Genomic DNA, 26,275 nt, shown 5'->3' on the forward strand with positions numbered 1-26,275 from the left:
GGCGATGCCGTCGGACCGCCGCGCCCGCGCTCCCGGACCCATACTAAGCGTCCGGGAGGCTTCGGCGCCGCACGGTTCCAGCCGAATCGCCCGGTGGGCGCACCCGGACCGCTCCGTAGCACACCGGCGTCGGATCAGCCGACCGCGCGCCAGTTGCGCAGCGACAGGGACCACGCCTGCGCCTCGTTGTAGGCGACGGCCACACAGCCGTGGCTGACGATCTTGGCCAGCATGATCCTGTCGCCCACCGCGGTGATCTGGATCACGGTGGGGCCGTAGCCGGCATCACCGACGAGGCAGGTCCCGACGTTCCAGCCCTGCTCGCGGCAGATCTCCGCCGCGCACCGGTGATCGTGTCGGGTCACGGATTGGCGCTGCGCGCGGCCGGCTGCGGATAGGACGGGTTGCCGCCCGGAACCGCGCTGCTGTTCGAAGGCGACGTCGCACCGCCGGTACCGTTCTCGCTGCCGGTGACCTGCTTGCGCGAGGCCGCCTGGCTCTGGCTGGCGTAATCCGGCGGCGAGCTTGCGCCCTGCCACGTCATCAGCCCCGCCAGTGCGGCGACCATGAGCGCGACGCTGGCGATCAGGACGATGAGCGCGGGCCGGCCGCGCTTGCCCTGCCGGCCGTCCTGGCCGGAGAGTTGTTCTGCCATCTTGGATCCTCGTTGCCCCGCCGTGCGGGGGCTGAAGCGCGTGCCACCGAAAGGGTGTTCGGCGGCAGCGTGCGCGTTGACCATGTGAAAGGAACAGGCCGTTGGTCGGATGGGTCCGCCCCTGTGGCCTTATGCATCGGCCGGGGTGTCCCGGGATCCGGGCCGTCAGGCGGTGAAGATCAGCAGCAACGCACCGAGACTGCCCAGCGCGGTGACGCTGATGCCGCTCATGAAGGCGACGTCCCAGCCGGCGAACTTGTTCGTGACCGGCGCGAAGCGATAGGCGGAATGCGTCACGAGCGCGCCGAGCACCGCGAGGGCCAGTGCGACCGACATCAAGAGTGTCATTGGGGTTGATCCTTCATCCGCCGGTGGCGGGACTGACCAACCTCCGCAGATACGGCCAACGGATCAGCGCTCCTGAATATCCACGGTCCGTCGAACGGATGCATGCCGCCGATGACGCATGGCCCGACGGTCCGCAAACCGTTCCGGCCTGCGCGTTCCGATGCAGGCCGATGGGCCGCCTGGACCGGCACCGTACGGGGGACGACGCCTGAATCGGCCGGCGATCTCCGGCTATCGACGGGCGGGAGACCATTTCTGATCGATAACAACCGCGTCAGTGATGCAGGCATACCAGTAAAAATAACGTAGGTCAGGGAACCTGCTTGTGCGCAACCCGTTTGAGCCCCGCTGCCGACAGGGCAGGGATCAACGTCAGGGGAGCCGGACAGGTCGTGACGGCATGCGTCGAAGACAGAAGGTCTGGCCGATCGACACCGAATCCCGGGGCCGATCCATACAAATATTCGAGATCGCCCAGGCCGGGTCTCGCGCAAAATCCCCTGCTGAAGTTCGTCTCTTTCGTCTAAAAATCTAGTCCTTTTGTACCATTGAACGCGCGAATGTCGCGCACATCTGATGTCCGGTCCGGGGTCTGCTGAAGCCCGCCGAGGTGCCCATGACCGAACGCACGAAAGTCCCGTCCGCCGAGCACCTCCAGGCCTCGGTGAAGGAGGCCATCGGCAAGCTCACCGGCGATTCCCGGATCGCGGCCGAGGGGAAGCGTCAGAAGCGGGCACCCCGGCCATCCAGGCCGGCCGAGCCCCGTGACGACTGAGCCACGTTTCCGAAGGGCGCCACCCCCGGTGCCGTTCGCCACGAACCAAGTTCAACCGGAGAACGAGATGGTCGATATCGACAGGATCACGGGCGCCGCGAAGGAATTCGGCGGCAAGGAACAGGGTGCGGTCGGCGACCTCACCGGCTCGCGGACCGATTCCGTCGAGGGCCGCTTCCGTGAGGCCAGCGGACAGGCCGAGAACCTCTACGGCCAGGCCCGCGACACGGTCCGGCACGCGGCCGATGAGGCCGCCGACTACGCCGAGGAGGCCTACGAGCGCGGTGGTCATTACCTGCGCCGCGGCACCCGCGAGGTAAGCCATCAGGTCGCCGAGTACCCGCTCGCCTCCCTGCTGGTCGCCGGCCTCGCCGGCTTCGGCCTCGGCCTCCTCATCAGCGCCAGCCGCGACTGATCCCAGCTTCCACGTCCACAGACGACCGACGACCCGGAGTAACAGCGTGACCACCATCCAGACCACCGCGTCCCCCGTGGCCGCAGGAGCGACCGCCGAGACGCGCGACGTCCTGCTGAACCAGGTTTCCTGGGGCGCGATCTTCGCCGGTGCCACCACGGCGCTGGTGACCCAGGTGATCCTGAACCTGATCGGTGCCGGCGTGGGCCTGGCGTCCTTCGGCCCCGTGGCCGCCGACAACCCCGCCGCCTCGACCGCCTCCATGGGCGCCGGGATCTGGTTCGTGGCCTCGGGCATCGTGGCGGCTCTGGTCGGCGGCGCCATCGCCGGGCGGCTGTCCGGTAAGCCGCTGCCGGGGACGGCGGGCCTGCACGGTCTGGTCTCCTGGGCGGTGACGACCCTGGTGGTGCTCTACCTTCTTACCTCCGCGGTCGGCGGCCTCATCGGCGGCGCCTTCAGCGGCGTGACCAGCACGCTGGGCGGGGCCGGCAGCCTCGTCGGCGGCACGGTCCAGACGGCCGCCCAGGCCGCCGCGCCCTCGCTCGCCAAGATCACGAACCCGCTCGACGGGATCGAGAGCACGGTGCGCCAGCAGGCCGCCGGCCAGGACCCGCAGGCGGCCCGCGATGCCGCCGTGGCGGCCGTGAAGGCCCTGTTCACCGGCGATCCGGCCCAGAAGCAGCAGGCCGAGGCCCGGGCTGCGGACGCCCTCGCCAAGGCGCAGAACATCCCGGTCGAGCAGGCCCGCCAGCAGGTCCAGGATTACGAGAAGCAGTACGACCAGGCGGTCGCCACGGCCAAGCAGAAGGCTGAAGCCGCCGCCGTCGCCGCGAAGTCCGCGGCCACGCAGGGCGCCTTCTACGCCGCCCTGGCGCTGGTGCTCGGTGCGCTCGCCGGTTTCCTGGGCGGCCGCTTCGGAGCCCCCAAGCCCGTCAGCCTGCTCGGCGCCTACGAGACCCGCCGCGCCTGATCCCCATCGGTCCCCGCCCTCCGGCAGGGACCCCTCCCGACCGGCACAAGCCGGCCATGACGCAACCCTGAAGGAGAGTTTCGATGAGCAGCACCACCGACAAGATCAAGGGCCTGGCCAACGAGGCCGTCGGCAACGTCAAGCAAGCCGCCGGCAACGTGACGGGCAACGACAAGCTCGTGGCCGAGGGCAAGGCGCAGGAGCTCAAGGGCGAGGCGCAGAAGACCGTGGGCGACGTCAAGGACGGCGCCAAGAACCTGGCCGACAAGGTCACCGGCCGGAGCTGAGGCCGATCGGCGGGGCCGGCAGCGCCGGTCCCGTCCCGATCAACCGTGAAACCAGGAGAGCAGCATGAACCGCGACCAGATCGAGGGCGCATCCCGTCACGTGAAGGGCCGGGCCCAGACCACCCTTGGTGGCCTCACCGGCGATGCGGGCCGGCAGGTCCGCGGCGCCGTGAATCAGGTGGCCGGCGGCGCGCAATACGTCTACGGCCGCGCCCGCGACCGGGCCGAGGATCTCGCCGAGGATGGCCGGCACCTGGCTCAAGCCGCTTCCGAGCGTGCCGACCACCTCATCGATGACGGCCGCCGCTACGCCCGCGAGGCCCGCCGCCGCGGCGAGACCTACGGCCGCCAGGCTGTCCGCTACGCCGACACCAACCGCAGCAGCACCCTGCTCGGCATCGCCGCGCTCGCCTTCGTGGCCGGCTGGCTGAGCCGCCGCGGCCGCTGATATCGCGCCTGATGCGGAAACGTGGGAACCGGTTTTCCGAAACCATCAGGCGCTAGGATAGAGCCGAGATCCGACCGACGCCCGGCCTCGTCCGCAGAGGTCGGGCGGGTTCCGGTCCTGGACGGGGAAGGGCACGGCCGATGAGGCGGTTCGGCACGCTGCTCCTGCGCCCGGAGATCGTCTTTCTGATCCTCGCCATCGGGCTCGGTCTCGCCGCCGCTGCGGCCTATTGGGCCTCGCGCGCGACGGTGCTGACGGTGGCGGTCGCCCGCGAGGCCGGCACCGAGCCGGCCGTGATCCAGGCCTATGCCGACGCCCTGGCGAAGCGGCACAAGGAGATCCGGCTCAAGATCCTGCCCTTCGACGACGTGCGCGACAGCGCCGAGGCACTCGGCGACGGCCGGGCCGACCTGGCCGTGGTCCGACCCGACGTCGCGCTGCCGGATAACGGCTTGACCCTCGCCATCCTGCGCGATCAGGCCATGATCATCGCCTCGCCCGAGGCCTCGGGCATCACGGCGTTTCCCGATCTCGACCGCAAGCGCCTCGCGATCCTCGCCCACCGGGACGCCGACGAGACGCTGATCCGGTCGATGCTGGCCCATTACGGCCTGACGCTGGCCGGCCAGGACAGCACGGGACCGCTCCCGCCCGGGCAGGTCGCCCTCGTGGAGGTCGGCGAGGCCGACCTGACCGCCGCCCTGACCCGCAAGGCGGTGGACGCCGTGGTTTCGGTGATCGCCCCCACCGCCCCGGCGGCGCAGCGCATCGTCGAAAGCGTCCAGGCGGTGAGCCCCACCGGGAAGGTCGCCTTCGTCGACGTGGAGAATGCCGACGCCATCGTGGCCCGGATGCCCCGCCTCCAGATGGTGAGCATGCCGGCCGAGACCTTCGGGGGCAGGCCCAAGGTGCCGGAGGCGGACGTGCACACGGTCGGCGCCTCCTACCGGCTCATGGCGCGTGCGAGCCTGTCCCGCCCGGGGGCGGCGGACGTGACCCAGCACCTGTTCGAGCTGCGCAGCGGCATGGCCAACGCGACCTCGGCCGCCGATTACGTCCAGGCCCCGGCCTATGACAGCACCGCGGGCGCCACGAGCGCGCGGCTGCCGATCCATCCGGGGGCGGTCGATTATTTCGAGCGCGAGCAGCAGAGCTTCGTCGAGCGCTACGAGACCTGGATCTATCTCGTCGCCTTCCTGGGCGGCGGCATCGGCTCGGGCGTCGCCTGGGTCGGGCAGCGGCTCTCGCGGCTGCGGCGCGAGCGGATCGAGGAGGCGACCGACCGGCTCCTGGCGATCCGGCAGGAGGCGCAGGATGCGCCCGATCCCGAACGCCTGATCATGCTCGCCCGCGAGATCGACGATCTGGCCGGCGACATCGCCCGGCACGCCCTGGAGCGGCCCACCGAGGCCCGGACCCTGTCGGCCGCGGCCATCGCCATCGACGCCGCCCGCTCGACGATCAAGCGCGTGATCGCCGCCGGCCGCCACGGCGACGACGCCCCGGCGCTGGCGGGCCAGACCGTCACCGCCGGACCCGAGACGGCCTGACCCGAACCTCAGGGTGCCTTCCGGCGGGCCTGGGCGGCGGCCCATTCCCGGTCGCGCTCGGCCTGGGCGGCGCGCTGCTCGGCGGCGTAGGCCTCCTGCTCGGCCCGCTCCCGCTTCCGCTTGAGCTCGACCGAGGCCGCGGCCCGCTTCTTCCACGCCTCCGTCTCCGCCTTCTGGCGCCGCAACTCTTCGACGGTGATCGGCTTCACCGGCTCCTTCGGCTGCGCCCACGCGAAGGGCCGCCGCGGCGGTGGCTTCCTGCGCGGCGGCTCCGGATCCGGCCCGGGCCGGGAACCGCGCAGGCCCGCGATGGCCGCGTCCAGCGTCAGCCCGAGGCCGGCGGCGATGCGCGTGGCGGCGGCGCGCGCCGCGTCCCCCCCAGCCCGCCGCGGAGACCGCCGCCGCGCAGCGTACCGCCGCCCTGAGCCTGGCCGACCGCTTCGACCGGCAGATCGGCGGCATCGTCGAGGCGGTCTCGGCCGCCGCCGAGCAGCTGGAAGCCTCCGCCCACGGCATGGCCCGGGCCGCGCAGGACACCACCGACCTCAGCCGGGCGGTGGCCGGCGCCGCGGATTCGGCCGCCCGCTCGGCCGATACGGTGGCGGCGGCGACCGAAGAACTCACCGCCTCGGTCCGGGAGATCGGCGTGCAGGTCGGGGCCTCGGCCGACCTCGCGGCGTCTGCCACCCGGGATGCGGACGGCATGGCCGGGGAGGTCCGCCGCCTCGCGCAGGCCGCCGGCAGCATCGGGGAGATCGTCGCGATGATCTCGGACATCGCCGGCCAGACCAACCTGCTGGCGCTCAACGCCACGATCGAGGCGGCCCGGGCCGGGGAGGCGGGCCGCGGCTTCGCCGTTGTGGCCGCCGAGGTCAAGAATCTCGCCGGCCAGACCGCGAAGGCCACCGAAGAGATCGCCGCCAAGGTCGCCGAGATCACCGGCTCCACCGAGGCCTCGGTCCGGTCGATCGGCGGCATCACCGAGGTGATCCGCAACCTCGCCCGGATCGGGGCCGAGATCGCCGCCATGGTCGAGCAGCAGGGCGCGGCCACCGCCGAGATCGCCCGCACCACCGGCCAGACCTCGCAGGATACCCGCGCGGTTTCGGGTAACATCGCCGGCGTGGGCGAGGCGGCCGACACGGCCAGCCACGGCTCGTCCCAGGTGCTCGACGCCGCCAGCGACCTGACCCGCCAGGCCAGCGCCCTGCGCGGCGCGGTCGGCGACTTTCTGGCCAACGTCCGGGCCGCCTGACGGCAAAGTCCCGGATTCACAAGGTCCGGGACCTTTTGCGGGTGCGGGCGGAGCCCGCTGTTTTCAAGGGCTCCGCCCCTGAACCCCGCCAAAGGGCTGAGCCCTTTGGAAACCCGGGACTAACCCTGGGCCAGGCCGAGTCCGAGCAGGCGGTCGGCGTTGCGCCACAGGGCGGCGTCCAGGGCCTCCTCCGACAGGCCGAGCCCGCGGAAATCCTCGACGCCCTGGCGCATCGGCCGGAACGGGAACGAGGACCCGAACAGGAACTGGTCCTTCATGAAGCCGTTCGCCGCCTCGACATAGAGGCCGCCGCCGGGGGCGAACGTGTACATGTCCGGGGAGACGAACACGTTCTCGTTGCGGAAGGCCACGGTCACCATCTCGGCGACGTGCGGGTAGAACCCGTGGCAGCACACGATCGGCAGCTTTGGGAAGGTTTTGGCGACCCGGTCCACCGCCAGGGGATCGTTGAGGCGCAGGTCCGGTGTGGTCGGGCCGGACATCACGAAGGCGGGCACCGCGAGTTTCTCGCACAGCTCGTAGAGCGGCATCAGCCGCTCGTCGTCGGCCCGCATGCCCTCGCGGTAGAAGCCGGCATCGAGGTTGATCCCCTTGAAGCCGAGCTCGGTCACGGCACGCTTGGCCTCGGCGACCGCGGCCTTGCGGCCGAGCTTCACCGGATCCACCGACGCAATGCCGATCAGCCGCTTCGGATCGTGCCCGGCGGCCTGCGCGAGGGCGTCGTTCGAGATCCGGACCCCCGGCACCGAGCGGGCGACCATCACGGCGACGTCGATCCCGGCCCCGTCCATCTCGGCACGGAACCCGTCGATCGTCGCACCGCGGGTGAAGTGCTCGACCTCGCGGCTGCCGACCCGGGCGTTCAGCCAGCGGGCGACGCCGAATTCCGGCGTGTCCGGCTCGGCGCCGAAGAACTTGTGCAGGAAGGTCGGCCGGCTGCGCATGTCCACGACAGGCATTTTTTGGGGACTCCATGGTTGTGACTGGATCCACAAGGTCGAGACCTTGTGCGGGTGCAGGGCGGAGCCCTGCTATCGGGCCTCGGGCCGTGCGCTCAAGGGCTCCGCCCCTGAACCCCGCCAAAGGGCTGAGCCCTTTGGAAACCCGATCTCGTCCCTGGCAGGCGGGTCTCGTCAATGCGAGACGGCTTCCAGCACCTTGCCGCGCGTCTCGACCCCGAGGGTGAGCACCAGCAGGGCGGCGATCAGGAAGCCGCCCGCACCGACCTGGAAGGCGGTGGCCGGGCCGTAATCCCGCACCAGCACCGGCACGATCATCGGCCCCAATATGGCGCCGATCCGCCCGAAGGCCGAGGCGAACCCGGCCCCCGTGGCCCGGGCTCGGGTCGGGTACAGCTCCGGCGTGTAGGCGTAGAGGCAGCTCCACATGCCGAACATGAAGAACTGCATCACGAAGCCGGCGACGAACAGCCCGGTCACCGCGAGGCCGGCGACGGTCAGTACGGGCTCGCCGCCGGCATTGCCGTACAGCCAGGCCGCGGCCGCCGCGCAGACGAGGAACAGAGCCGTGGTCGGCTTGCGGCCGATCCGCTCGAGCAGCCATGCCGCCGTGGCGAAGCCCGGGATGCCGCCGAGCGTGATCAGGGTCACGAAGCCCACCGAGCCGACGATCGAGAAGCCGCGCTCCTTGAGCAGCACCGCGATCCAGGAATTGAGCCCGAAGAAGCCGATCAGCGCGAAGAACCACAGCCCGAAGGCCATCACGGTGCGCATCCGGTAGGCCGGCGCGAACAGGGTCGCCACCGCGCTCAGCCGGGGAGCCGGGACCGTCTCCGCCACCGCGGCGGCGACCGGCGGGGTGACCGGGGGCAGGGGGCGGCCGGTGGCGCGCTCGACCGCGCGCTCCATCGTGGCCATCACCGCCTCGGCCTCCGCGTGGCGGCCGGCTTCGGCGAGCCAGCGGGGCGATTCGGGCATGGAGCGGCGCACCGCCAGCACCACCAGGGACAGCAGGCCGACCACCACGAAGGCCCAGCGCCAGCCGAGATAGGGCAGCACGAAGAAGCTGATCGCCCCCGACAGCACGTAGCCCACCGCCCAGAATCCCTCCAGGATCGCGATGTATTTGCCGCGCACGGGGGCCGGGACGATCTCGGAGACCATCGCCTGCGCCACCGGCGCCTCGCCGCCGACGCCCACCCCGATCAGGAACCGGCAGGCCATCAGCACGGGCAGGCTCCAGGCGGTGGCCGCCGCGAGGCTCGCCAGGCCCCAGACCACCATGGTCACCTGGAACACCGCTTTGCGGCCGAACCGGTCGGAGGCGGTGCCGGCGACGATGTTGCCGACGAGCTGGCCCGCGAAGGTCATGGCGGCGAGCTGGCCGGCCTCCGTGGGGGTCAGCCCGAAAGCCACCACGATCGAGCCGAGCAGGAAGGTCAGCAGTGCCACGTCGATCTGGTCGACCAGCCACGCGGAGGCGATGATCGCGAAGATTTTTCGCTGGTAGCGCGACATCGGCAGCCGTTCGAGGCGCGCGGCGATATCCGAGACGACCGGGCGCCCGTCCTCGCGCGGTGGGTTGGCCGTCGGATCGGCGACAGGCTGCAAAGCGGATTCTCCCTCGACATCCGGACCGCCGCAGGCGGTCGCGCATGCGCTCCGGTACAGCAGGGCCGCCCGTCGGAACAGGCGCGCGGTGTCGGCGGCCCGGATCCGGCCTATCTGGTCGGCTGCCTCCGGACACTGGACCCGCGATGAATGATGCTCCCTCGGCCGCGCAGCACGGCCGCTACCGCTACAGCGCCCTGCCGGACCGGCCGGCCTACGACTGGCCCGGGGCTAAGCGGCTCGCGGTCTATGTCGGGCTCAACCTGGAAACCTTCGATTTCGGGTCGGGGCTCGGGGCGGAGCTGGCCCCGGGCGGGCCGCAGCCCGACGTGCTCAACTACGCCTGGCGCGACTGGGGCAACCGGGTCGGGGCCTGGCGGCTGCGGGAGACCCTCGACGCCCTGGGCCTGCCCGCGAGCGTGCTGGTCAACAGCCGGCTCTACCGGGACTGCCCGGGCCTGATCGAGGCGTTCCGGGCCCGGGGCGACGAGATCGTCGGCCACGGCCGCACCAATGCCGAGCGGCAGGGCACCCTGCCCGAGGCGGAGGAGCGCGCCCTGATCGCGGAGGCCACCGCGATCCTGACCCGGGAGGAGGGCCGGGCGCCCGCCGGCTGGCTCGGGCCCTGGATCTCGCAGTCGCGGGTCACGCCCGACCTGCTGGCCGAGGCCGGCTACCGCTACCTGCTCGACTGGTGCCATGACGACCAGCCGACCTGGATGGCGACCCGGGGCGGCGGCCGGATCCTGGCCGTGCCCTATCCGCAGGAGCTCAACGACATCCCGGCGATCGTCGCCCGCAAGGAGACCGGCCGCCAGTTCGCCGACGCGATCGTGGACGCCTTCGACGAGATGCTGGAGCAATCCGCCGCCGCACCGCTGGTGATGGGCATCGCGCTCCACCCGTACATCGTCGGCCAGCCCCACCGGCTGCGGCCCCTCCGGGCGGCGCTCGGCCATATCGCGGCCCACCGGGACCGGATCTGGATCACCACGGCCGGCGCGATCGCCGCGGCCATTGCCTGACCGCCAAAGACGGGGTTTCCAAAGGGCTCAGCCCTTTGGCGGGGTTTGGGGGCGGAGCCCCTGAGTACGGCGGGCTCCGCCCGCACCCGCAAAAGGTCTCGACCTTTTGAATCCGGGATTCGCGTCGTTCAGTCGGGGATCGCGAGGCCGATCGACAGGCACAGGGCGGCCACGGCGGTGAGCGCCACGGCCGCCTGGCGGACCTGATACCAGCGGGCGTTGCGGGCGTGCTCCTCCGGGCTGGCGCCAAGACGCAGCTCGTCGTCAAAACCCTTCACGAAGGATTCGAAGCTCGGGAAGGCCCGCCGGGCAAGCCACAGCCACACGCCGACCGCGATCAGGCTGGCGACCCCGCCCCCATACGTAAAAGCATCGTCCAGCATCCGGCGTACGCCTACCAGCCCACGCCCCCCTCAAGGCGTTCATGTACTGCAAGATGCTGGAATTGCCTAGGTCGTAGCCCCGATTCGGGGGGCGCCTTTTGGTTTCCGGTCCGTATCCGAACGCCATTCAGGCCGGCGGGCGGCCCAGCGCATAGAGGGTGATGGCGGCGGCGTTCGAGACGTTGAGGCTTCGGATCGCCCCCGAGAACGGGATCCGGGCCAGGACGTCGCAGCAGGTCCGGGTCCGCTCCCGCAGGCCCTTGCCCTCCGCGCCGAGGACGATCACCAGCGGCCGCGCGATGGTGAGTGTGTCGAGGCTCGCCGCCGCATCGGAATCGAGGCCGATCCGGGTGTAGCCGCGCTCGCCCAGCTCGATCAGCGCCTCCGCCAGATTGCGGACGGTGACGAAGGGTACGTGCTCCAGGCCGCCCGAGGCGGATTTCGCCAGGACCCCGGTGGCGCCCGGCGCGTGCCGCACGGTGGTGACGATGCCGGCGACCCCGAAGGCCGCGGCCGTGCGGACGATCGCCCCGACATTGTGCGGGTCGGTGATCTGATCCAGCGCCAGCAGCAGGGCATCGGCCGGCAGGTCGTCGGCGGCGGGGGCGGGCAGGGGCTCGGCCTCGAGATACAGCCCCTGGTGGACCGCGTCCGGCCCGAGCAGACGGCCGATCTCGCTCGGCCGCACAAGCTCGGGGGTGATGCGCAGGGCGTCGCCGAATTCCTCGGCCAGCCGGGCGGCGGCGTTCTCGGTGGCGAGCAGCCGGTGCAATCCGCGCTCGGCGTTGCCCAGGGCCTGAACCACCGGGTGCCAGCCGTAGAGCACGGCGGAGCCGTCGGCTGCGCCGGATTCGGGATGTGGTCCGGATCCGCCGGGACGGCCGCCGGGCCGAAAGCCGGCTCGCGATCCGAAACGGGGGCCGCCGGGGCGGCCGTCGGTGCGACGGCCGGTCATCGGAGAGCGATCGGAGAGGGGAGCATCGGCACGGCCTTTCTTGAATGGGTCGCTCCGAGAAACCGGGCGGCACCGTCCACGTCAAGCCGAGGCCACTTGAAAGACCGCATCGGCGTGAGGGGCCGGGTTCGATCTTCCGAGGCCCCCATCCCAAGCAACCCCGGTCTGTGGATGGATCCGGGATATTCCCTTCAAACCATGTGACTATCGACGGAACCAGCTGTGTTCTTCAGAGCGAACATCCGCGCCATTAAGTAGGAAAAATATCAAGATGGAATCTTTCAGAGAGTCAGTTCGGAAGACTATATGCAGTGCCGATTTCATCATTCCGGACAAAGGTTTGAGTGTGTTCTTCGTATCCAACTCTGCGCAGGTGTGCATGCGATTCTGCGCTGTGCCGTATCGGAGTCTGCGGGCATCCGGCTGGTGCGCGTATCGGATTCTGCGCGGTCCCGTATCGGATTCGGCGCGGATTCGGGCTCGGAGCGGTGGAATGTGGGGATAGAACGCTGAAGCCCGGGCGTATCGAACTCTGCGTGGGTCGAAGGCCCCGATCCGCGCGTATGCAACTCTGCGCCGCAGCCGATCGCGTGCTCCCCGGGGAAGCGTGGATTGCCGGGACAAGCCCGATCGAACCGGAGCCCCGGCCGGTGAATCGTGGCATGGCAGGATCGGGCCGCCCCTCCGCATTCCGGAGCGGTGCGCCCGCATGCGGCTCGGACTGAGGGGCGATGGGCATCGAGGAGAAGATCGCCGCGATCCAGGATGCGGATCTGCGAGCCGAGATCGAGGCGGCACGCGGCGGCTTCCTGTTCGCGCAGATCGTCGAGCACGTGCTGCACCGCCAGCGCGCGCGCGATGCCGAGGCCGCCGTTCTCGGGGAGCAGGAACTCCGCCGCGCCCAGCTGTCGCGCGACCAGCGCCGCCGCGACGCGGTGCGCCTCGTCATCGAGAGCGAGCCGGCAGTGCCGTCGAGCCTGCAGCACATCCATTCCGTGCTGGCGCTCTGCGGCCTGCCCTATCGCGACCCCGGACCGGTGCGCGAATTCACCCGCACCTACGGGCGCAACTCGCTGAGCCTGATGGCCGGGCGGATCAAGGATCCGGAGACCGGCGCCTTCGAGCCCCAGGGGCTGCCCTATGGGCCGAAGGCCCGGCTGGTGCTGCTGCACCTCTGCACCGAGGCGGTACGCCAGCGCAGCCCGACCGTGAAGGTCGCCGAGACGCTCTCGGCCCTCATGCGCGAGATGGGCTTCGCGGTGACCGGCGGCGAGCGCGGCACCATCCGGCAGTTCAAGGAGCAGCTGAACCGGCTGGCCGCCTGCACCATGCAGATCGGCCTCTGGGACGGGCGCGACAGCGCCACCACCCTCAACGTCCCGCCGTTCCGAAGCCTGGAATTGTGGAAGCCCCGGGCCGGGGAGGGCGAGGACGAGGCGGGCCGGACGGTGCGGTTCGACCCGGAATTCTACGAGACGCTGATCAAGCACGCGCTGCCGGTGGACGTGCGGGCGGCGCGGGCGTTTTCCGGCTCGGCGCGCAAGCTCGACCTGCTGTTCTGGACCGGCTACCGGCTGCGCGCCCTGCCGCGCCCGCTGCGGCTGACCTGGAACAACCTGCACGCGCAGTTCGGGGCCGAGAACGCCTCGATCCGCAGTTTCCGGCAGGCCTTCAAGGCCGATCTGGCGCATCTGCGCGAGGTGTTTCCGCGGCTGCCGATGGTGCTCGACGATGGCGGCCTGACCCTGCACCCGGCCGATCCGAGCGCGCTGCTGGTACCGCCGCGCCCGGCTTCCACGAAGGGAATGAAAGCGCGTCGGCAGGGAATTTAGTGGGCCCATATGGAATGCCGTCCATACCCTGTCTATTCCATCGCGTTCCCTTCAATTTTGGGAATGGAACGGCTCAAGGTATTCCCAGGCTAATCGGAATGCGGTAGATGTTCCCTCGCGCTGAAGGGAATGAGGCATGAGCCTGTCAGAGGACGAGATCGAAGCGCGGCTCGCCGCGTTGCGCCGGCAGCGGGAGGCGCTCGACCGGGAGATCGCCGATCTCGTGCTTTACCTGGAACTCGGCCGGCGCTTGAGCGGGTCGGTGGGCGGACCGGCCCCGGCCGATCGGGGGCGGGGTGGACCGGGCCATCCTGCCCGCCCCGCCCCGGAGTCGGCGGCGGTCGTGGCCCACGACACGCCCGTCGATGCCGGCCTGCCGCGCAGGGCTCGGCCGGTCTCGGACCCGACCGGGTTCGAGGCCTGGGATCCCCCACCGCGCGAGACCCGACACGGCCCAGCGCATCCTGAGGAGGCGGACGGGATCCCGCCGGCAATCGCCTTCACGGAGGATGCGGCGGCCGCCCGCCGCTACGGACGCGCGCTGGTGGAGGCGGCCTGCGCGGGGATCCTGGAGGCGGGCCGGCCGTTGCACGCGGGCGAGATCCTGGAGATTCTCGTGGCCCGCGGCTTCACCCTGCCGGGGCGCGATCCGGTAGCGGCTCTCAACACCCGCCTGTGGAAGCGGTCCGGCCCGGGAGGCCCCCTGCGCCGCGTCGCCGAGGCCACCTACGCCCTGGCCGGGGATTCCAGACCCGGGCAGAGCTACGATCCGGAGGCTTGAGGGACGGCAAGGCCGGCAGTCACGATGCCGTGACGCTCGTGTGACCCGGTGCCGATCCCGGCCGGGCCTGACCCATATGGGGGACGCGCCGCCGCGGGACCCGTCCATACGGTCCCGGATCGTCTCCCTCGGGGCGGATTGAGGATCGTGAGCCATGCACAGCGACGCGCGATCCCGCTCCGCGGGTCCGGCGGCGGGCCCATGACGGCGGCTCTCGCCGTACCGGCCGCGCAGGTCTGCGCCTTCGCGCTGGGCTGTGCCGTGATCCATGCCGCGCGCGGACATGCCGAGATCCTGACCCGGGTGCTCGCCGCCGCGGCGATCCTGGCCGCCGTCCTGGTGCTGCTCGTCGCCTCCCTCGACTGCGCTCCCGAGGCTGACGCGGTCATGGGCCCGAGCGCGGTCTCCGCGGCGTCCTGAGCGCCCCGCAGGTACTGGACCGTCAGTTGATCAGGCAGAAGCCGGCGCCGGTGCCGACGCGCCTGTCCTGCGCGCACCAGGGCCTGGGGGCTGCCCGGAGCGCCTCCTTGGGCAGGTCCGCCGGAATCTTCAGGGCCGAGGTTGTCTGGGCGGCTTCGGGCTCCGGGTGACGCAGCGCGAGGCTGTCGAGCAGGAGGCGTGGCTCGGCTTCCGGACCCGGGCTTGCCGCCACCGGCCGGAGGCCGTCGGTCCGCTCCTGTGCGGCCGCAGCCCCGGTCAGGACCAGGCAGGCGATCGGGGCCGCGAGGAACCTGAACATCGACGAAGCTCCCTGCCGAGGACGCACGTCCGGCCGATCCCGGGCTTACGGGACGGCCGGACAGCGCGAGTGTGGCGACGGCATCTTAAAAGGGTGCGAAGATTCAGGCTTAACCGGATGCCAAGATCGTGGATCGAAGGCTCTATACGGGCGGACAAAGTCGTCGGCCCACTGGCGATCAATCGTCGGTGGGCCGACGACTTTGTCCGGTTTGAGCGGACAGGGCTGGCGCTTACGCCGCCCGCATCCGGTCCCCCGGCAGGGGCGACTGGGCCACGGGCATGTCCGCGTCCGCGATCGGACGGAACCGTCCGGTGGCGCCGTCATAGGCCAGGAGCGCGCCGGACTCGATCTCGAAGAACCAGCCGTGCAGGCGTAAGGAACCTTTGGCCAGGCCGGCGGCGACGCTTGGATGGGTGCGCAGGTTGGCGAGCTGCACCACCACGTTCTCCAGGGCGAGGGCCCGGTGGCGCTCCTGCGGATCCATACCCTCGGGATAGGCCTCGCAGACGATGCGCTCGGCGGCCTCGGCGTGGCGCAGCCAGGCCGCGACGCTGGGCATCTTCTTCAGGAGGTCCGGCTTCATCAGGCCGCTCATGGCGCCGCAATCGGAATGGCCGCAGATCACGATATCGCGCACCCCCAGGGCCACCACGGCGTACTCGATCGCCGAGGAGACGCCGCCGACCACGTCGGAGGCCGGGGGCACGATGTTGCCGGCGTTGCGGCAGACGAACAGGTCGCCCGGCCCGGCCTGGGTGATGTGCTCGGGAGAGACCCGGGAATCCGCGCAGGCGATGATCAGGGCGCTCGGGTGCTGACCGTCGCGCACGAGCTGCTGGTACATCTGGCGCTGGCCGGGGAAGACGCTCCCCTGGAAGCTGGCGATGCCCTGGATGATGCTGTTCACGGATGCTGTCTCTGCGGCAGGGGATTGGGCTGGAGAGGCCGGACAGGGGGCACGTGGGAGCGCGCGCACCGCGCCGGCTCGACGCTGCGTGCCGGATTCGGGCGGGGGGATGTGGGGGGATCGCGAGCCGGTCGCCGGACGGGCTTCTCGCGCGGCGTCCCGAAAGCGGGTTTCCGGCTTTGGGGACGACGCGGAATTCAAGGCCTCGCGCAGCGCCCGGATATCGGGTTCGGGAGGATGCGCGAGGCGGTCTCGGGGTGCCTCAGCGCCGGCCGCGGCGCTCCGCATGCCCGGACGCCCAATGGGGATCGATCACGCTGCGGCGCGCGACCGTGGCGTGGCCGCTGTCATGCACCATCGGGGCACCCAGGAGCTGACCGCTGCCCACGCGCTGCGAATGCAGGGAGCGCGGATCGTGGGAGGGATCGCTGACATAGGAACTCATGTGGCCGCCGCCGGCAGCCTGCCGGCTGCCGCCCGGGCCCTCGCCGGCCTGAGCCGCCATGGGCAGGGCGAGGGCACCGGCCAGGAGGCCGAGGGTCAGGAAGCGCTGAGTTGTGATGCGCGTCATTCGAGGCTCCGCCCGTGTTCGTCGTGGTGGCCCGGGACACCGCGTCCTGTGCCGATGAACCCAACATAGCCGGTTCCGATCGAAGTAGATGTGCGGATAAGCACAGTAGATTGATGTAAAATTTAATCCTTTTCTTTGATTTACTTGGTGTGAGACCGCACGCGTCGCTCAGGCGCTCGCCGAACGGAGGGATTAAGAGCCTCGCACAAAACGCCCGGTTCCCGGGAGCTCTCCCTCCCATGGGACGGTGCCACGGCGTTGCGTGCGAGGCTCTGAGCCGCATCAACCGAATGCGCGCCGCAGCGTCATGGCGGGATCGAGGCCGGCCGGTCCCAAGCGGCGGTCGGGGCGGGGAGGGGGCGAGCCGGACGAGACCGGCTTCGGACCGGACCCGTCGAGACCGAGCAGGTGCGGGACATCACCCAGCAGGCCAGCCTTCTTCAGGGGGACGGGTTTCGGCCGAACAGCAACGCTTAGCGGTGCCACGACGCCGGCGTCGCGCGGCGCTGGAGGTTCAGCCTCCGAGCAGCGCATGTGCCGCCCGCACCAGGATCCCGCCCGGCCGGCGCAGCTCGCCAAGCACCGAAAAATGCTCGGCGCCGGGCACCGGCAGCAGGGGCCCCGGCGCATGGGCCGCCGCCCGGAGGGCGTGCAGGTTGCGGGCATCGTGGATCAGGGCCGGCAGCTCGCGGCTGCCATAGGCGAGGCAGAGCGGCTTGCCGACCACGGGCAGGCGCAGGGGCGACAGGGTCTCGACCTCGGCTTCCGTGAGGCGCAGCTTGTCGTCGAGGGCGGTCTGGCGGATCGGGGCGAGATCGTAGACGCCCGAGATCGCGAGGCCCGCGGCGATGGCCGGGTGGCCGAGATGCAGGGCGGTCAGCAGCCCGCCCGCCGACCAGCCGGCCAGGACCAGGGGGCCGCCGATCCCATGGGCGGGTCCGTGGCTGCCGATCCAGTCGAGCGCCGCGCCGATCTCGGCCGCGATCCGGGTCAGGCTCGCCTCCGGGGCGAGGGTGTAGCCGACCAGCGCCACGGACCAGCCGGCGGCGTTGGGCCCCTCGGCGAAGCAGGCGAACAGCTCCCGGGCGCCGCGCTGCCAGTAGCCGCCGTGGAGGAAGACCAAGGCGGGGGCCGAGGCGTCGCGGGCCGGGTAGAGGTCGAGGGCGTTACGGGCGCCCGGGCCGTACGGGATGTCGAGACCGGCCGGATGCGCGGCGCGGTAGGCGGCCGAGGCGGCGTCGCGGGCGGCCACCTGGACGGCGCTGTCGGCGACCGCGCGGGTGTTGTCGTAGCAGGCGCTGCGGGCGTCCCGGTCGAGTGCGGCCCAGCGGCGGCGCGGATCGGCCGGGGTCGGATCGTCCAGGCGGAAATCCAGAACCATCGTGGGGTGTCTCCCGGCCTCCCGCCACACCATGACAGGCCGCCGGACCTGGGTCGAGGCGCCGGGGTCAGAGCGCGGTGCCGGGAACCTGGGCGGCGATCGCCCGCAGGGCGGCGCGGGCCACCGCGACATCCTGGTCGCTGGTGCCGGAACCGACCCCGATTCCGCCGAGGCACGCCCCGTCGATCACGATCGGCAGGCCGCCGGGCAGGTTGGTCAGCCGCCCGCCGGAGGCGAGGGCGACCGTCACGGCGAGATCGGCGGGGAGGCGGCCGGTGGGCGCGCCGTTCGAGGCGGCGGTCACCGCCTTGGCGAGCGCGCTCTCGCGGGACAGCAGCTTGGCGCCGTCCATGCGCAGGAAGGCGAGCAGGTTGCCGTCGGCATCGACCAATGCGACGTTCTCCGGCACCCCGATCGCCTCGGCGTGGGCGATTGCCGCCTGGAGGGCGGTCAGCGCTGCCGCATGGGTGAGCCGGGCTGCGGGACGGGTGGTGGGGCGCATCGCGGGCCTCGGGATCGGTCTCGGCGGGGAAGGGGCAGCGGGTCAGAAGCCGGGCCAGGCCCCCGGGATCGGGCCGCCGTAGCCCCAGCCGGTAAATGGCGGGGCGGCGACCCGCTCCCGCGTGGCCGGGGGGAGGGGGCGTGCGAAGGGCCGGGGCACCTGCCAGGCCCGCCAGTTCCGGAGCCGGTCGCCTTCGGCCATGTGGGCCAGCGTCGCCTCCATGTCGGATGCGTGCCGGTGGTGCGGCTTGCGCTGGGGTGGCCGGGCCTCGGCCGGGGCGATCGCCAGCAGCAGCGCCGCCGACATCAGGGTCGCGAGGATCAGAGGGCGCATGGTTCGGGCTCGCAGGGCGCGCGGCGGGACCTTCACCGGCGGCTACGCCGTGCCCTGCCATCGGTTCCGGGGACGAGCCCGGGGCAGGGCGGTTTTCGCCGGTCCGAAACCTGCAAAAACCCCGTAGGATGCGGGACGCCCTCCCCCGAGACCCTGCGAGCCGCCCGATGCCGATCGCCGCCAAAACCCCCGCCGCGCAGGATCCGGTGGCGCTGCTCGAGACCCTGGTGGCCTTCGACACGGTGAGCGCCCGCTCGAACCTGCCGCTGATCGACTGGGCGGAGGCGTATTGCCGCGCTCACGGCGCTGCGGTCGCCCGGGTGCCCGACGCCACCGGGACCAAGGCCGCCCTGCTCGTCAGCGTCGGCCCGTTCGAGACGCGGGCCGGCTACGTGCTCTCCGGGCACAGCGACGTGGTGCCGGTGGAGGGCCAGCCCTGGTCGTCGGACCCGTTCGTCCTGCGGGAGGAGGCGGGCCGGCTCTACGGGCGCGGCACCTCCGACATGAAGGGCTTTCTCGCCGTCTGCCTGGCACTGCTGCCGGAAATGATGGCGGCGGAACTCGCGACCCCGCTCCACATCGCGATCTCGTACGACGAGGAGGTTGGCTGCCTCGGGGTGCGCCCGCTGATCGCCTGGATGCTGGAGCGGGGGCCGCGCCCGCTCGGCTGCTTCGTCGGCGAGCCTACCGGGATGGGCGTGGTGGTCGGGCATAAGGGCAAATCCGCGTCCCGCCTCACCTTTCGGGGCAAGGCGAGCCATTCGGCCCTGGCGCCCGCGGGCGTCAACGCGGTGGAATACGCCGCCCGCTTCATCGAGCATGTCCGCCTGTCCGCGGAGGCGATCGACCGGCTCGGCGCCCGCGACCCGCTCTACGACGTGCCCCACACCACCGGCCTGTCGAGCGTGGTCCGGGGCGGCTCGGCGCTCAACATCGTGCCGGATGCCTGCAGCGTGGAATTCGAGTACCGGGCGATCGGCGCCGACGATGCCGGGGCGCTGGCGGCGGCTGCGATCGCCTACGCCACCGAAACGCTGGCGCCGCTGATGCGGGAGACGGATCCGGCCTGCGGCGTCGAGGTCGAGCCGCTGATCGACTATCCCGGCCTCGACACCGGCCCGGAGGCGGCGATCGTGACGCTCGCCAAGCGGCTGGCCGGGCGCAACGCCCATGGCAAGGTTTCGTACGGGACGGAGGGCGGGCTGTTCGAGCGGCTGGGGGGGATTCCGGCGGTGGTGATCGGCCCGGGCTCGATCGCCCGGGCCCACAAGGCGGACGAATACGTGACCCGGGACGAGCTCGCGGCCTGCGCGGAGTTCGTCCGGCGGCTGATCCGGGACTGCCGGGGCTGAAGGGACGGCGAAGGGAAGCGCGGCCGTCCCGGCGAAGGGCCTGCGAAGGCTGCCCCCGTTCCGCCGGCCGTCGGGAGTCCCTTCGAAGAAACCTTTGTGCCGCTCGCGGTTTGAGGAGCGGCGGCCCGCGGGGCCGGGTCGGGAATCGGCGACAAGCGCATGGCCAGCCTCAGCGTCGCGATCGCGTTCGGCGTCCGCCTGCTTCTGGTGCTGCTCTTCCTGCCGTTCAGCGCGCTCGACAAGATCCTCAACTTCAAGGGCGCGGTCGGCCAGGCCCGGCAGGCGGTGCATGCCACCGGACCGGCGACCCTGCTGATCCTGATCGGGCTCGGGGTCGAGATCGGGATGTCGCTGTGCATCCTGACCGGCTTCGCCGACCGGGCGGCAGCCTTCGTGCTCGCCGGCTATTGCGGCGTCACCGCGCTGCTGTGGAAGCCGTTCTGGGCGCCCGGCGACTTCTGGGCGGGCGGCAAGGGCCGCGAACTGTTCTGGGACTTCTTAAAGAATTTTGCGCTGGCCGGAGGTTTTTTGCTGATCACCTTCGGGACGGGCGCCGGGACGGTCCAGGGCTTCTTTTCCGACCCGCTGGCCTCATCCCACCCCTACGCCATCCAGGCCCGGCCGTAGAATCCGGGATCCCAAAGGGCCCACGGCCCTTTGACGGGGTTCGGGGCGCGCAGCCCCGAGGCCTCACCCCTTCGGGATCGTCGCGACCATCGAGGGCCGGCCCTCGAACACCGCGGACCAGGCGGCGGTGGCGGGGCGCCCCGCGCGCCAGGCGAGATCGGGGAAGCGCAGGTCGAGATAGCCCAGCGCGCAGGCCATCGCGACCGAGCCGATATCCAGGACCGGCATGTCGGCGACCAGGGTCTCGAACCGGTCGAGCGCCGCCGTGATCTTGGCCACCTGGCCGGCCTCCCAGGCCGCCCAGCGCTGCGCCTCCGGGCGCAGGACCCGCTCGTAGCGGGTGAGCAGCGCGGCATCGAGCAGGCCGTCGGCGAGCGCCTGCCGGGTGAGCGCGTCCCAGCGCGCCGGACCCTCGGGGAACAGGCGCGGGCCGTCCGAGAGGCCGTCGAGATACTCGCAGATCACCCGGCTGTCGTAGAGGGCGGTGCTGTCTTCCAGCACCAGAGCCGGGACCTTGCCGAGGGGATTGTGGGCGGCGACCTCGGGGGAGGGGCCGGTCGGGGAGGCGCCGGCGGCGGTGACGGCGATCCGGTCGATCAGCCCGGTCTCGTGGGCCAGCACCAGCACCTTGCGGGCATACGGGGAGGCGGGGGAGTAGAGGAGCTTCATCGGACCGTCCCGGTTCGTCGTGACGCCCGGACCTTGCACTCCTCTGCTTGCCGGAATCCAGCCCCGGCGCGGCAACCGGGTTTCCAAAGGGCTCCGCCCTGGACCCGCACAAGATCACGGACCTCGTGAAACCAGGCCTGTCAGGCGCGATCCGTGCCGGCCGGATCGAACCGCAGCGTGCCGGCCCGGCGGGTCGGCTGGCCGGTGTCGTTGGTGTGGTTGACCCCGTCCATCACGGGCACCGCGGGGAAATCGAACGGGCTGACCCCAGCGAGGCACGCCACGTTCACGGCGTAGAGGGCCTGGTTCGAGCGCCGCTGGTGATGGGTGTAGATCCCGCAGCGGGAACAGAAGAAGTGCTCCGCCGTCCCGGTGTGGAAGCGGTAGCGGGTCAGCGTCTCCGCGCCCTGCAGGATCTCGACCCCGCCCGCCTCCGCCATGGCGACCACGGCGCCGCGCATCCGGCAATAGGAGCAGGTGCAGCGGCGGATCGACGTGAAGCCGTCGCCGAGCCGCGCCCGGAAGCGCACCGCGCCGCAATGGCACTGGCCGGTGTGGAGGGTCATGGTGCGCGGTCCCGCCCGGAAACCCGTCGGGGGTAGACCCGGGATCCCGGCCGGACAATCCCTGAAACCCTCACGCATTGCGTGAGGAAAACGCACGCGCCGCGCGTGGCCCTCACGCGCTCTCCGCCAGGACGGATTGCCGCTCGAACAGGGCCCGGTAGGCCCCGCCCGAGCGGCGCATCAGGGCGGCGTGGGGGCCGTCCTCGACGATCCGGCCGTGGTCGAACACGAGGATGCGGTCGAGCGCCTGCACGGTCGAGAGCCGGTGGGCGATCACGATCGCGGTGCGCCCGTGCATCAGCCGGGCCATCGCCTCCTGGACCAGGGCCTCGGATTCCGAGTCGAGGCTCGAGGTCGCCTCGTCCAGGATCAGGATCGGCGCGTCCGCCAGGAAGGCGCGGGCGAGCGCCACCCGCTGGCGCTGGCCGCCCGAGAGCTTGACGCCGCGCTCGCCCACCAGCGTGGCGTAGCCCTTGGGCAGCCGCGCCATGAAAGCGTGCGCGTTGGCGAGCCGGGCCGCCCGCTCGATGTCCTGCGCCGAGGCGCCGGGCCGGGCATAGGCGATGTTCTCGGCCAGCGACCGGTGGAACAGCACCGGCTCCTGGGGCACGATCGCGACCTGCGCCCGCAGGCTCGCCTGGCTGGCTGCCGCCACGTCCTGCCCGTCGATGGTCACCCGCCCGCCCGAGACGTCGTAGAGCCGCTGGATCAGCTTGACGAAGGTGGTCTTGCCCGAGCCCGAGCGGCCGACCAACCCGACCCGCTGGCCCGCCGGGATCGTCACCGACAGCCCGTCGTAGAGCGGGTTTCCGTGGGCGCCGTAATGGAAGCGCACATCCTCGAAGCGGATCGTCCCGCCCGCGACCGCGAGCGGGACCGCGCCGGCCTTGTCGGCGACGCCGACGGGCTCGGCCGCCAGGGCGACCAGCTCCTCCATCTCGTTGACCGCCCGCTGCAGATGGTTGATGTGGCCGCCGATCTCGCGCAGGTAGCCGTGCACCACGAAGGTGGTGGTGAGCACGTAGGCGACGTCGCCCGGGCTCGCCTCCCCGCGCCACCACAGCCCCAGGGCGGTGGCGACGATGGCGGTGCGCAGCGCCAGCAGCAGCCCGAGCTGGCCGGTACCGCTCCAGGTGATGATCATCCAGGTGCGGTGCGTGCGCCGCTGCCACTTGGCCAGGAGCCGGCCGAGGCGCGCCTCCTCCCGGCCCTCGGCGCCGAAGGCCTTGACCACGGCGTTGTTGCCGATCGCATCGCTCAGGGCGCCGCCGAGCCGCGTGTCGAGGGCGTTCGAGAGGGCGGATGCGGGCGCGATGACCCGGGTCGCCAGGAGGGCGGTGGCGCCGACATAGGCGGGGCCGGCGCCCGCCACCACCGCGCCGAGGACCGGCCAATGCAGGCCGAGCACGAGGGCGGTGCCCAGGAGCACCACCAGGGCGGGCAGCAGCGCCAGCAGCAGCGTGTCGTTGAGCCCGTCGAGGGCCCACATGCCGCGGGAGATCTTCCGGACGGTGGAGCCCGAGAAGGTGTTGGCGTGCCACTCGGTGGAGAAGCGCTGGACCCGGGCGAAGCCGTCCCGGGCCATGTCGCTCATGGTGTGGAGGGTGAGCGGCACCACGAGGCTCCACGCCACGTGCCGCAGCAGCGCGGTGGCGAGGCCGAGCGCCGTCATCGCCAGGAAGGCGGGCAGGGCGGCCGCCAGGGCCGCCTGGCGCTCGGCCGCGGCAAGCGCGTCGACCAGCCGGCCCGCGTAGAGCGACAGCATCACCTCCGCGAAGGTGGCCAGCGTGATCGCGCCGGACAGGCCGGCGACCAGGGGCCAGCGCTTGCGCCAGCCGCGGACGACGAAGGCGAGGACGCGGCGGACCGCGCCCGCCCGCCGGGGGGAGGACAGAGACATGCCTATGCCCGACGCGTCGGCGTCGGCTCCGGGAGACGCGGGCCCGGCATCGGATGCGATGCGGGCCGGCGAGGTCAGACGGGAGGGGGGCTCAGGGGCGCCGGGGCCGTGCGGCCGGGCGCGGCGGGAAGGCGGCTAGCCGATCCAGGCGGCGACGCCGGCGATTCCTGCGGGGAGGACGGCAACGACAGTTATCATGCAGCCCCTCCCTCGATCGAGCGCGACGGGGACGAGGCTAGGGGAACCGGAACCGATTCTCCACGCCGGATCCCGCCCCGGCGGTCGGGCCGTCCGGCCCTAGCCCGCGACCTCCAGGCTGCGCGCCGTGCTGACCAAGTCGTAGAACCGGCCGTCGAACAGCTGCATCACCGCCTCGGTGGCGGCGTGGGAGTCCGGGCGGATCGAGGAGGCCAGGCAGGCGTCGAGCGCCGCCTGATCGGGAAAGTCCATCTCCAGGATCATGGCGATCGGCCGGGCGTCGGCATCCTTGGAGGCCAGGCGCTGCACCCGCACCGCGGTGACCCCCGGGAAGCGCCGCCAGAACGGCTCCAGCTCGTCCCGGACCCGGCGGAAGAACTCCTCGTCCCGGCCGTCGCGCACCGTGCCCTCGTAGATCGCGGTCCTGGTCAGCATCGGGGCGTCTCCTCAGCCTCCACCGGTCAACCGGCGAGCGCCGGGATCGCTCCCGGCGGGTGACAGGGCGGCCGCGCTGTCGGCAGGCGCCGGGCTCCCGGCCTTCACCCGGCCGGCCGAATCGGGGTATCGATACCCCAGCCCATCGCGACGATGCGGGAGAGACCGGGATCCACCCACCAGAGGGGGACCCGGCGCCGACGGAGCAACCGCCCCGGAAACTCTCAGGCACCGGAACCGTGTCGTCAGGGCGATCTGGAGAGCGGTGCAGCGGATCCTTCTGGGTCCGTGGGCACCCGCCGAAGGGGACGTCCGTGCCAGCCTCGCCAGGGCCGGCCGGATCAAGCTCTCAGGCACCGGGACAGATGGGGCGCGCAACCGGCCGACCGCACAGGGCGGCCTTCTCGCGTCCGCACGTCCCGGAGTCCCACACCATGACCCACATCGCCGTCATCGGCGCCGGCATCACCGGCGTGACCACCGCCTACGCGCTCGCCCAGCGCGGCTACCGCGTCACCGTCCTCGACCGGCAGCGCTACGCCGCCATGGAGACCTCCTTCGCCAATGGCGGCCAGCTCTCGGCCTGCAACGCCGAGGTCTGGAACAAGCTCTCCACCGTGCTCCACGGCGTCCAGTGGATGATGCGCCGCGACGCGCCGCTGCTGATGAATCCCACCCCCTCCTGGCACAAGCTGTCCTGGATGGCGGAGTTCATGCGCGAGATCGCGCATTACCGGCAGAACACCGTGGAGACCGTGCGGCTGGCCCTCAAGGCGCGCACCGCCCTGTTCGCCATGGCCGAGGCCGAGGGCATCGATTTCGACCTGAAAACCCGCGGCATCCTGCATTTCTACCGGGACCGGGCGAGCTTCGAGAAGGCGCATGCCGTCAACGCCCTGCTGCGGGAGGGCGGGCTCGAGCGCTACGCCGTGACCCCGGAGGAGATCCGGGCGATCGAGCCGACGCTGGCCGGCACCTACGCCGGCGGCTACTTCACCCCGTCGGACGCCACCGGCGACATCCACACCTTCACCCGCGGCCTCGCCGCCGCCCGCGCCCGCAAGGGCGTCCGCTTCGTCCACGATGCCAGCGTCGAGACGATCGGGGCCGGGGCGGGGGGCTACGCCATCGGCTGGCGCCAGGCTGACCGGCCGTCCGCCGTCCCGCAGGCGCTGCAGGCCGACGCGGTGGTGATCTGCGCGGGCTGCGCCAGCCGGCGCTTCGCCGCGATGCTCGGCGACCGGGTCAACGTCTACCCGGTGAAGGGCTATTCGATCACCGTGAACCTGCTGACCCCGCAGGCGCAGGCTGCGGCCCCGGAGGTCAGCATCCTCGACGAGGCGGCCAAGATCGTCACCAGCCGGCTCGGCGACGCGCGCCTGCGTGTCGCCGGCACCGCCGAGTTCAACGGCTTCAACCGCGACATCCGCCACGACCGGGTGCAGCCGCTGATCGACTGGACCCGGGAGCAGTTCCCGCTTGTCGACACCGACCGGGTGGTGGCCTGGAGCGGCCTGCGGCCGATGCTGCCGAACATGCTGCCCAAGGTCGGCCGCGGCCGCCGGAAGGGCGTGTTCTACAACACCGGCCACGGCCATCTCGGCTGGACCCTCTCGGGGGCCACCGCCGAGCTTCTGGCCGAGGCGGTGGCCGCGGAGCATGCGCCGGAGGCCGTGAGTTTGAACTTGGCGGCCTGAAAGTCCGGGGTTCCCAAAGGGCCAGCCCTTTGGCGGGTGATCAGGGCGGAGCCCTGATGAGGCGGGCGAGCTCCGCACCCGCCAAGGATCTCGGATGTCCCACGGCCGACGTGCCAGGCCGGATT

31 protein-coding genes, 1 pseudogene and 2 riboswitches are annotated in these 26,275 nt (G+C 71.6%); of the genes and pseudogenes, 14 read left to right on the forward strand and 18 right to left on the reverse strand.

Features of this window, described 5'->3' with window-relative positions; genetic code table 11:
- Window positions 1-134: 134 nt before the first annotated feature.
- The 3 genes from AO398_RS09390 to AO398_RS09400 all read right to left on the reverse strand — a co-directional run bounded on the left by AO398_RS09390 (window position 135) and on the right by AO398_RS09400 (window position 1,003).
- Window positions 135-365 carry a hypothetical protein gene (locus tag AO398_RS09390; RefSeq protein WP_058191778.1) on the reverse strand — a complete coding sequence of 77 codons (231 nt, stop codon included), beginning with the start codon at window positions 363-365 and terminating at the stop codon, window positions 135-137.
- Window positions 362-655, reverse strand: coding sequence for a hypothetical protein (locus AO398_RS09395; RefSeq protein ID WP_058191779.1), 294 nt, complete (start codon window positions 653-655; stop codon window positions 362-364). Before AO398_RS09395 ends, AO398_RS09390 begins: the two co-directional genes overlap by 4 nt.
- Before the next feature lie 165 nt (window positions 656-820).
- A complete protein-coding gene (locus AO398_RS09400) occupies window positions 821-1,003 on the reverse strand; it encodes a hypothetical protein (RefSeq protein WP_058191780.1) in 183 nt (60 codons plus the stop codon).
- A gap of 616 nt (window positions 1,004-1,619) precedes the next feature.
- Here AO398_RS09400 and AO398_RS27405 point away from each other — a divergent pair.
- The 6 genes from AO398_RS27405 to AO398_RS09425 all read left to right on the forward strand — a co-directional run bounded on the left by AO398_RS27405 (window position 1,620) and on the right by AO398_RS09425 (window position 5,448).
- Window positions 1,620-1,778 (forward strand): CsbD family protein, encoded by a 159-nt coding sequence (locus AO398_RS27405; protein WP_082643213.1) that lies wholly within the window; start codon window positions 1,620-1,622, stop codon window positions 1,776-1,778.
- A gap of 67 nt (window positions 1,779-1,845) precedes the next feature.
- Window positions 1,846-2,193, forward strand: coding sequence for a CsbD family protein (locus AO398_RS09405; protein WP_058191781.1), 348 nt, complete (start codon window positions 1,846-1,848; stop codon window positions 2,191-2,193).
- Window positions 2,194-2,239: 46 nt separating this feature from the next.
- Entirely contained in the window at window positions 2,240-3,163 is a 924-nt protein-coding gene (locus tag AO398_RS09410; RefSeq protein ID WP_058191782.1) for a hypothetical protein, read from the forward strand.
- 83 nt (window positions 3,164-3,246) lie between these two features.
- Window positions 3,247-3,450: a CsbD family protein gene (locus AO398_RS09415; protein WP_058191783.1), complete on the forward strand. Its 204-nt coding sequence runs from the start codon at window positions 3,247-3,249 to the stop codon at window positions 3,448-3,450.
- 64 nt (window positions 3,451-3,514) lie between these two features.
- Window positions 3,515-3,898 (forward strand): CsbD family protein, encoded by a 384-nt coding sequence (locus AO398_RS09420; RefSeq protein ID WP_058191784.1) that lies wholly within the window; start codon window positions 3,515-3,517, stop codon window positions 3,896-3,898.
- 140 nt (window positions 3,899-4,038) lie between these two features.
- Window positions 4,039-5,448 carry a TAXI family TRAP transporter solute-binding subunit gene (locus tag AO398_RS09425; protein ID WP_058191785.1) on the forward strand — a complete coding sequence of 470 codons (1,410 nt, stop codon included), beginning with the start codon at window positions 4,039-4,041 and terminating at the stop codon, window positions 5,446-5,448.
- Between the two features lie 8 nt (window positions 5,449-5,456).
- Here AO398_RS09425 and AO398_RS29020 read toward each other — a convergent pair whose 3' ends face one another.
- Window positions 5,457-5,657 (reverse strand): hypothetical protein, encoded by a 201-nt coding sequence (locus AO398_RS29020; protein WP_201025737.1) that lies wholly within the window; start codon window positions 5,655-5,657, stop codon window positions 5,457-5,459.
- Window positions 5,658-5,833: 176 nt separating this feature from the next.
- On the opposite strand from AO398_RS29020, the pseudogene AO398_RS28800 reads away from it, so the two are divergent.
- Window positions 5,834-6,703 (forward strand): annotated as a pseudogene (locus AO398_RS28800) (methyl-accepting chemotaxis protein); the annotation flags it as partial.
- 119 nt (window positions 6,704-6,822) lie between these two features.
- Here AO398_RS28800 and AO398_RS09440 read toward each other — a convergent pair.
- Window positions 6,823-7,683, reverse strand: coding sequence for an amidohydrolase family protein (locus AO398_RS09440; protein WP_058191786.1), 861 nt, complete (start codon window positions 7,681-7,683; stop codon window positions 6,823-6,825).
- 174 nt (window positions 7,684-7,857) lie between these two features.
- Window positions 7,858-9,294, reverse strand: coding sequence for an MFS transporter (locus AO398_RS09445; RefSeq protein WP_058191787.1), 1,437 nt, complete (start codon window positions 9,292-9,294; stop codon window positions 7,858-7,860).
- 146 nt (window positions 9,295-9,440) lie between these two features.
- Here AO398_RS09445 and AO398_RS09450 point away from each other — a divergent pair, with 146 nt between their 5' ends.
- Window positions 9,441-10,319 (forward strand): polysaccharide deacetylase family protein, encoded by an 879-nt coding sequence (locus tag AO398_RS09450; RefSeq protein WP_058191788.1) that lies wholly within the window; start codon window positions 9,441-9,443, stop codon window positions 10,317-10,319.
- A 128-nt stretch (window positions 10,320-10,447) separates the two neighbouring features.
- Here the strand turns inward: AO398_RS09450 and AO398_RS09455 are convergent, their stop codons facing one another.
- Together AO398_RS09455 and AO398_RS09460 are read right to left on the reverse strand one after the other, a co-directional pair.
- Window positions 10,448-10,702, reverse strand: coding sequence for a hypothetical protein (locus tag AO398_RS09455; protein WP_058191789.1), 255 nt, complete (start codon window positions 10,700-10,702; stop codon window positions 10,448-10,450).
- 127 nt (window positions 10,703-10,829) lie between these two features.
- The gene (locus AO398_RS09460; RefSeq protein ID WP_082643214.1) at window positions 10,830-11,657 is read right to left on the reverse strand and encodes an RNA methyltransferase; all 828 of its coding nucleotides are present in this window, start codon (window positions 11,655-11,657) and stop codon (window positions 10,830-10,832) included.
- Between the two features lie 731 nt (window positions 11,658-12,388).
- On the opposite strand from AO398_RS09460, the gene AO398_RS09465 reads away from it, so the two are divergent.
- From AO398_RS09465 to AO398_RS09475, 3 genes are all read left to right on the forward strand, one after another.
- A complete protein-coding gene (locus AO398_RS09465; protein WP_058191790.1) occupies window positions 12,389-13,489 on the forward strand; it encodes a replication protein RepA in 1,101 nt (366 codons plus the stop codon).
- Window positions 13,490-13,625: 136 nt separating this feature from the next.
- Window positions 13,626-14,270 (forward strand): hypothetical protein, encoded by a 645-nt coding sequence (locus tag AO398_RS09470; protein ID WP_058191791.1) that lies wholly within the window; start codon window positions 13,626-13,628, stop codon window positions 14,268-14,270.
- A gap of 201 nt (window positions 14,271-14,471) precedes the next feature.
- A complete protein-coding gene (locus tag AO398_RS09475) occupies window positions 14,472-14,690 on the forward strand; it encodes a hypothetical protein (protein ID WP_058191792.1) in 219 nt (72 codons plus the stop codon).
- Between the two features lie 22 nt (window positions 14,691-14,712).
- Here AO398_RS09475 and AO398_RS09480 read toward each other — a convergent pair whose 3' ends face one another.
- The 6 genes from AO398_RS09480 to AO398_RS09505 all read right to left on the reverse strand — a co-directional run bounded on the left by AO398_RS09480 (window position 14,713) and on the right by AO398_RS09505 (window position 18,706).
- Window positions 14,713-15,009, reverse strand: a complete 297-nt coding sequence (locus tag AO398_RS09480) for a hypothetical protein (RefSeq protein ID WP_058191793.1) — start codon at window positions 15,007-15,009, stop codon at window positions 14,713-14,715.
- 232 nt (window positions 15,010-15,241) lie between these two features.
- Window positions 15,242-15,919 carry a carbonic anhydrase gene (locus AO398_RS09485; protein ID WP_058191794.1) on the reverse strand — a complete coding sequence of 226 codons (678 nt, stop codon included), beginning with the start codon at window positions 15,917-15,919 and terminating at the stop codon, window positions 15,242-15,244.
- 262 nt (window positions 15,920-16,181) lie between these two features.
- Window positions 16,182-16,490: a hypothetical protein gene (locus tag AO398_RS09490; RefSeq protein WP_058191795.1), complete on the reverse strand. Its 309-nt coding sequence runs from the start codon at window positions 16,488-16,490 to the stop codon at window positions 16,182-16,184.
- Between the two features lie 514 nt (window positions 16,491-17,004).
- Window positions 17,005-17,871 (reverse strand): alpha/beta hydrolase, encoded by an 867-nt coding sequence (locus AO398_RS09495; RefSeq protein WP_058191796.1) that lies wholly within the window; start codon window positions 17,869-17,871, stop codon window positions 17,005-17,007.
- Window positions 17,872-17,938: 67 nt separating this feature from the next.
- A complete protein-coding gene (locus tag AO398_RS09500) occupies window positions 17,939-18,373 on the reverse strand; it encodes a heme-binding protein (RefSeq protein WP_058191797.1) in 435 nt (144 codons plus the stop codon).
- A 42-nt stretch (window positions 18,374-18,415) separates the two neighbouring features.
- Entirely contained in the window at window positions 18,416-18,706 is a 291-nt protein-coding gene (locus AO398_RS09505; protein WP_058191798.1) for a hypothetical protein, read from the reverse strand.
- A gap of 167 nt (window positions 18,707-18,873) precedes the next feature.
- Between AO398_RS09505 and argE the strand changes: the two genes are divergently transcribed.
- Together argE and AO398_RS09515 are read left to right on the forward strand one after the other, a co-directional pair.
- Entirely contained in the window at window positions 18,874-20,058 is a 1,185-nt protein-coding gene (gene argE / locus AO398_RS09510) for an acetylornithine deacetylase (protein ID WP_058191799.1), read from the forward strand.
- A 159-nt stretch (window positions 20,059-20,217) separates the two neighbouring features.
- On the forward strand, window positions 20,218-20,685 hold the full coding sequence (locus tag AO398_RS09515; RefSeq protein WP_058191800.1) for a DoxX family membrane protein: 468 nt from the start codon (window positions 20,218-20,220) through the stop codon (window positions 20,683-20,685).
- Window positions 20,686-20,748: 63 nt separating this feature from the next.
- Here AO398_RS09515 and AO398_RS09520 read toward each other — a convergent pair whose 3' ends face one another.
- From AO398_RS09520 to AO398_RS09535, 4 genes are all read right to left on the reverse strand, one after another.
- Entirely contained in the window at window positions 20,749-21,354 is a 606-nt protein-coding gene (locus tag AO398_RS09520; protein WP_058191801.1) for a glutathione S-transferase, read from the reverse strand.
- A gap of 140 nt (window positions 21,355-21,494) precedes the next feature.
- Window positions 21,495-21,920, reverse strand: coding sequence for a GFA family protein (locus AO398_RS09525; RefSeq protein ID WP_058191802.1), 426 nt, complete (start codon window positions 21,918-21,920; stop codon window positions 21,495-21,497).
- Window positions 21,921-22,032: 112 nt separating this feature from the next.
- Window positions 22,033-23,820: an ABC transporter ATP-binding protein gene (locus tag AO398_RS09530; RefSeq protein WP_058191803.1), complete on the reverse strand. Its 1,788-nt coding sequence runs from the start codon at window positions 23,818-23,820 to the stop codon at window positions 22,033-22,035.
- A gap of 297 nt (window positions 23,821-24,117) precedes the next feature.
- Window positions 24,118-24,453 (reverse strand): hypothetical protein, encoded by a 336-nt coding sequence (locus tag AO398_RS09535; protein WP_058191804.1) that lies wholly within the window; start codon window positions 24,451-24,453, stop codon window positions 24,118-24,120.
- Window positions 24,454-24,599: 146 nt separating this feature from the next.
- Window positions 24,600-24,703, forward strand: a riboswitch (glycine riboswitch).
- A gap of 3 nt (window positions 24,704-24,706) precedes the next feature.
- A riboswitch (glycine riboswitch) is annotated at window positions 24,707-24,820 on the forward strand.
- Between the two features lie 67 nt (window positions 24,821-24,887).
- Between AO398_RS09535 and AO398_RS09540 the strand changes: the two genes are divergently transcribed.
- On the forward strand, window positions 24,888-26,150 hold the full coding sequence (locus tag AO398_RS09540) for a D-amino acid dehydrogenase (protein ID WP_058191805.1): 1,263 nt from the start codon (window positions 24,888-24,890) through the stop codon (window positions 26,148-26,150).
- The last annotated feature ends 125 nt before the right edge of the window (window positions 26,151-26,275 follow it).

It is taken from the genome of Methylobacterium sp. GXS13 (assembly GCF_001455965.1).
Lineage (GTDB): Bacteria > Pseudomonadota > Alphaproteobacteria > Rhizobiales > Beijerinckiaceae > Methylobacterium.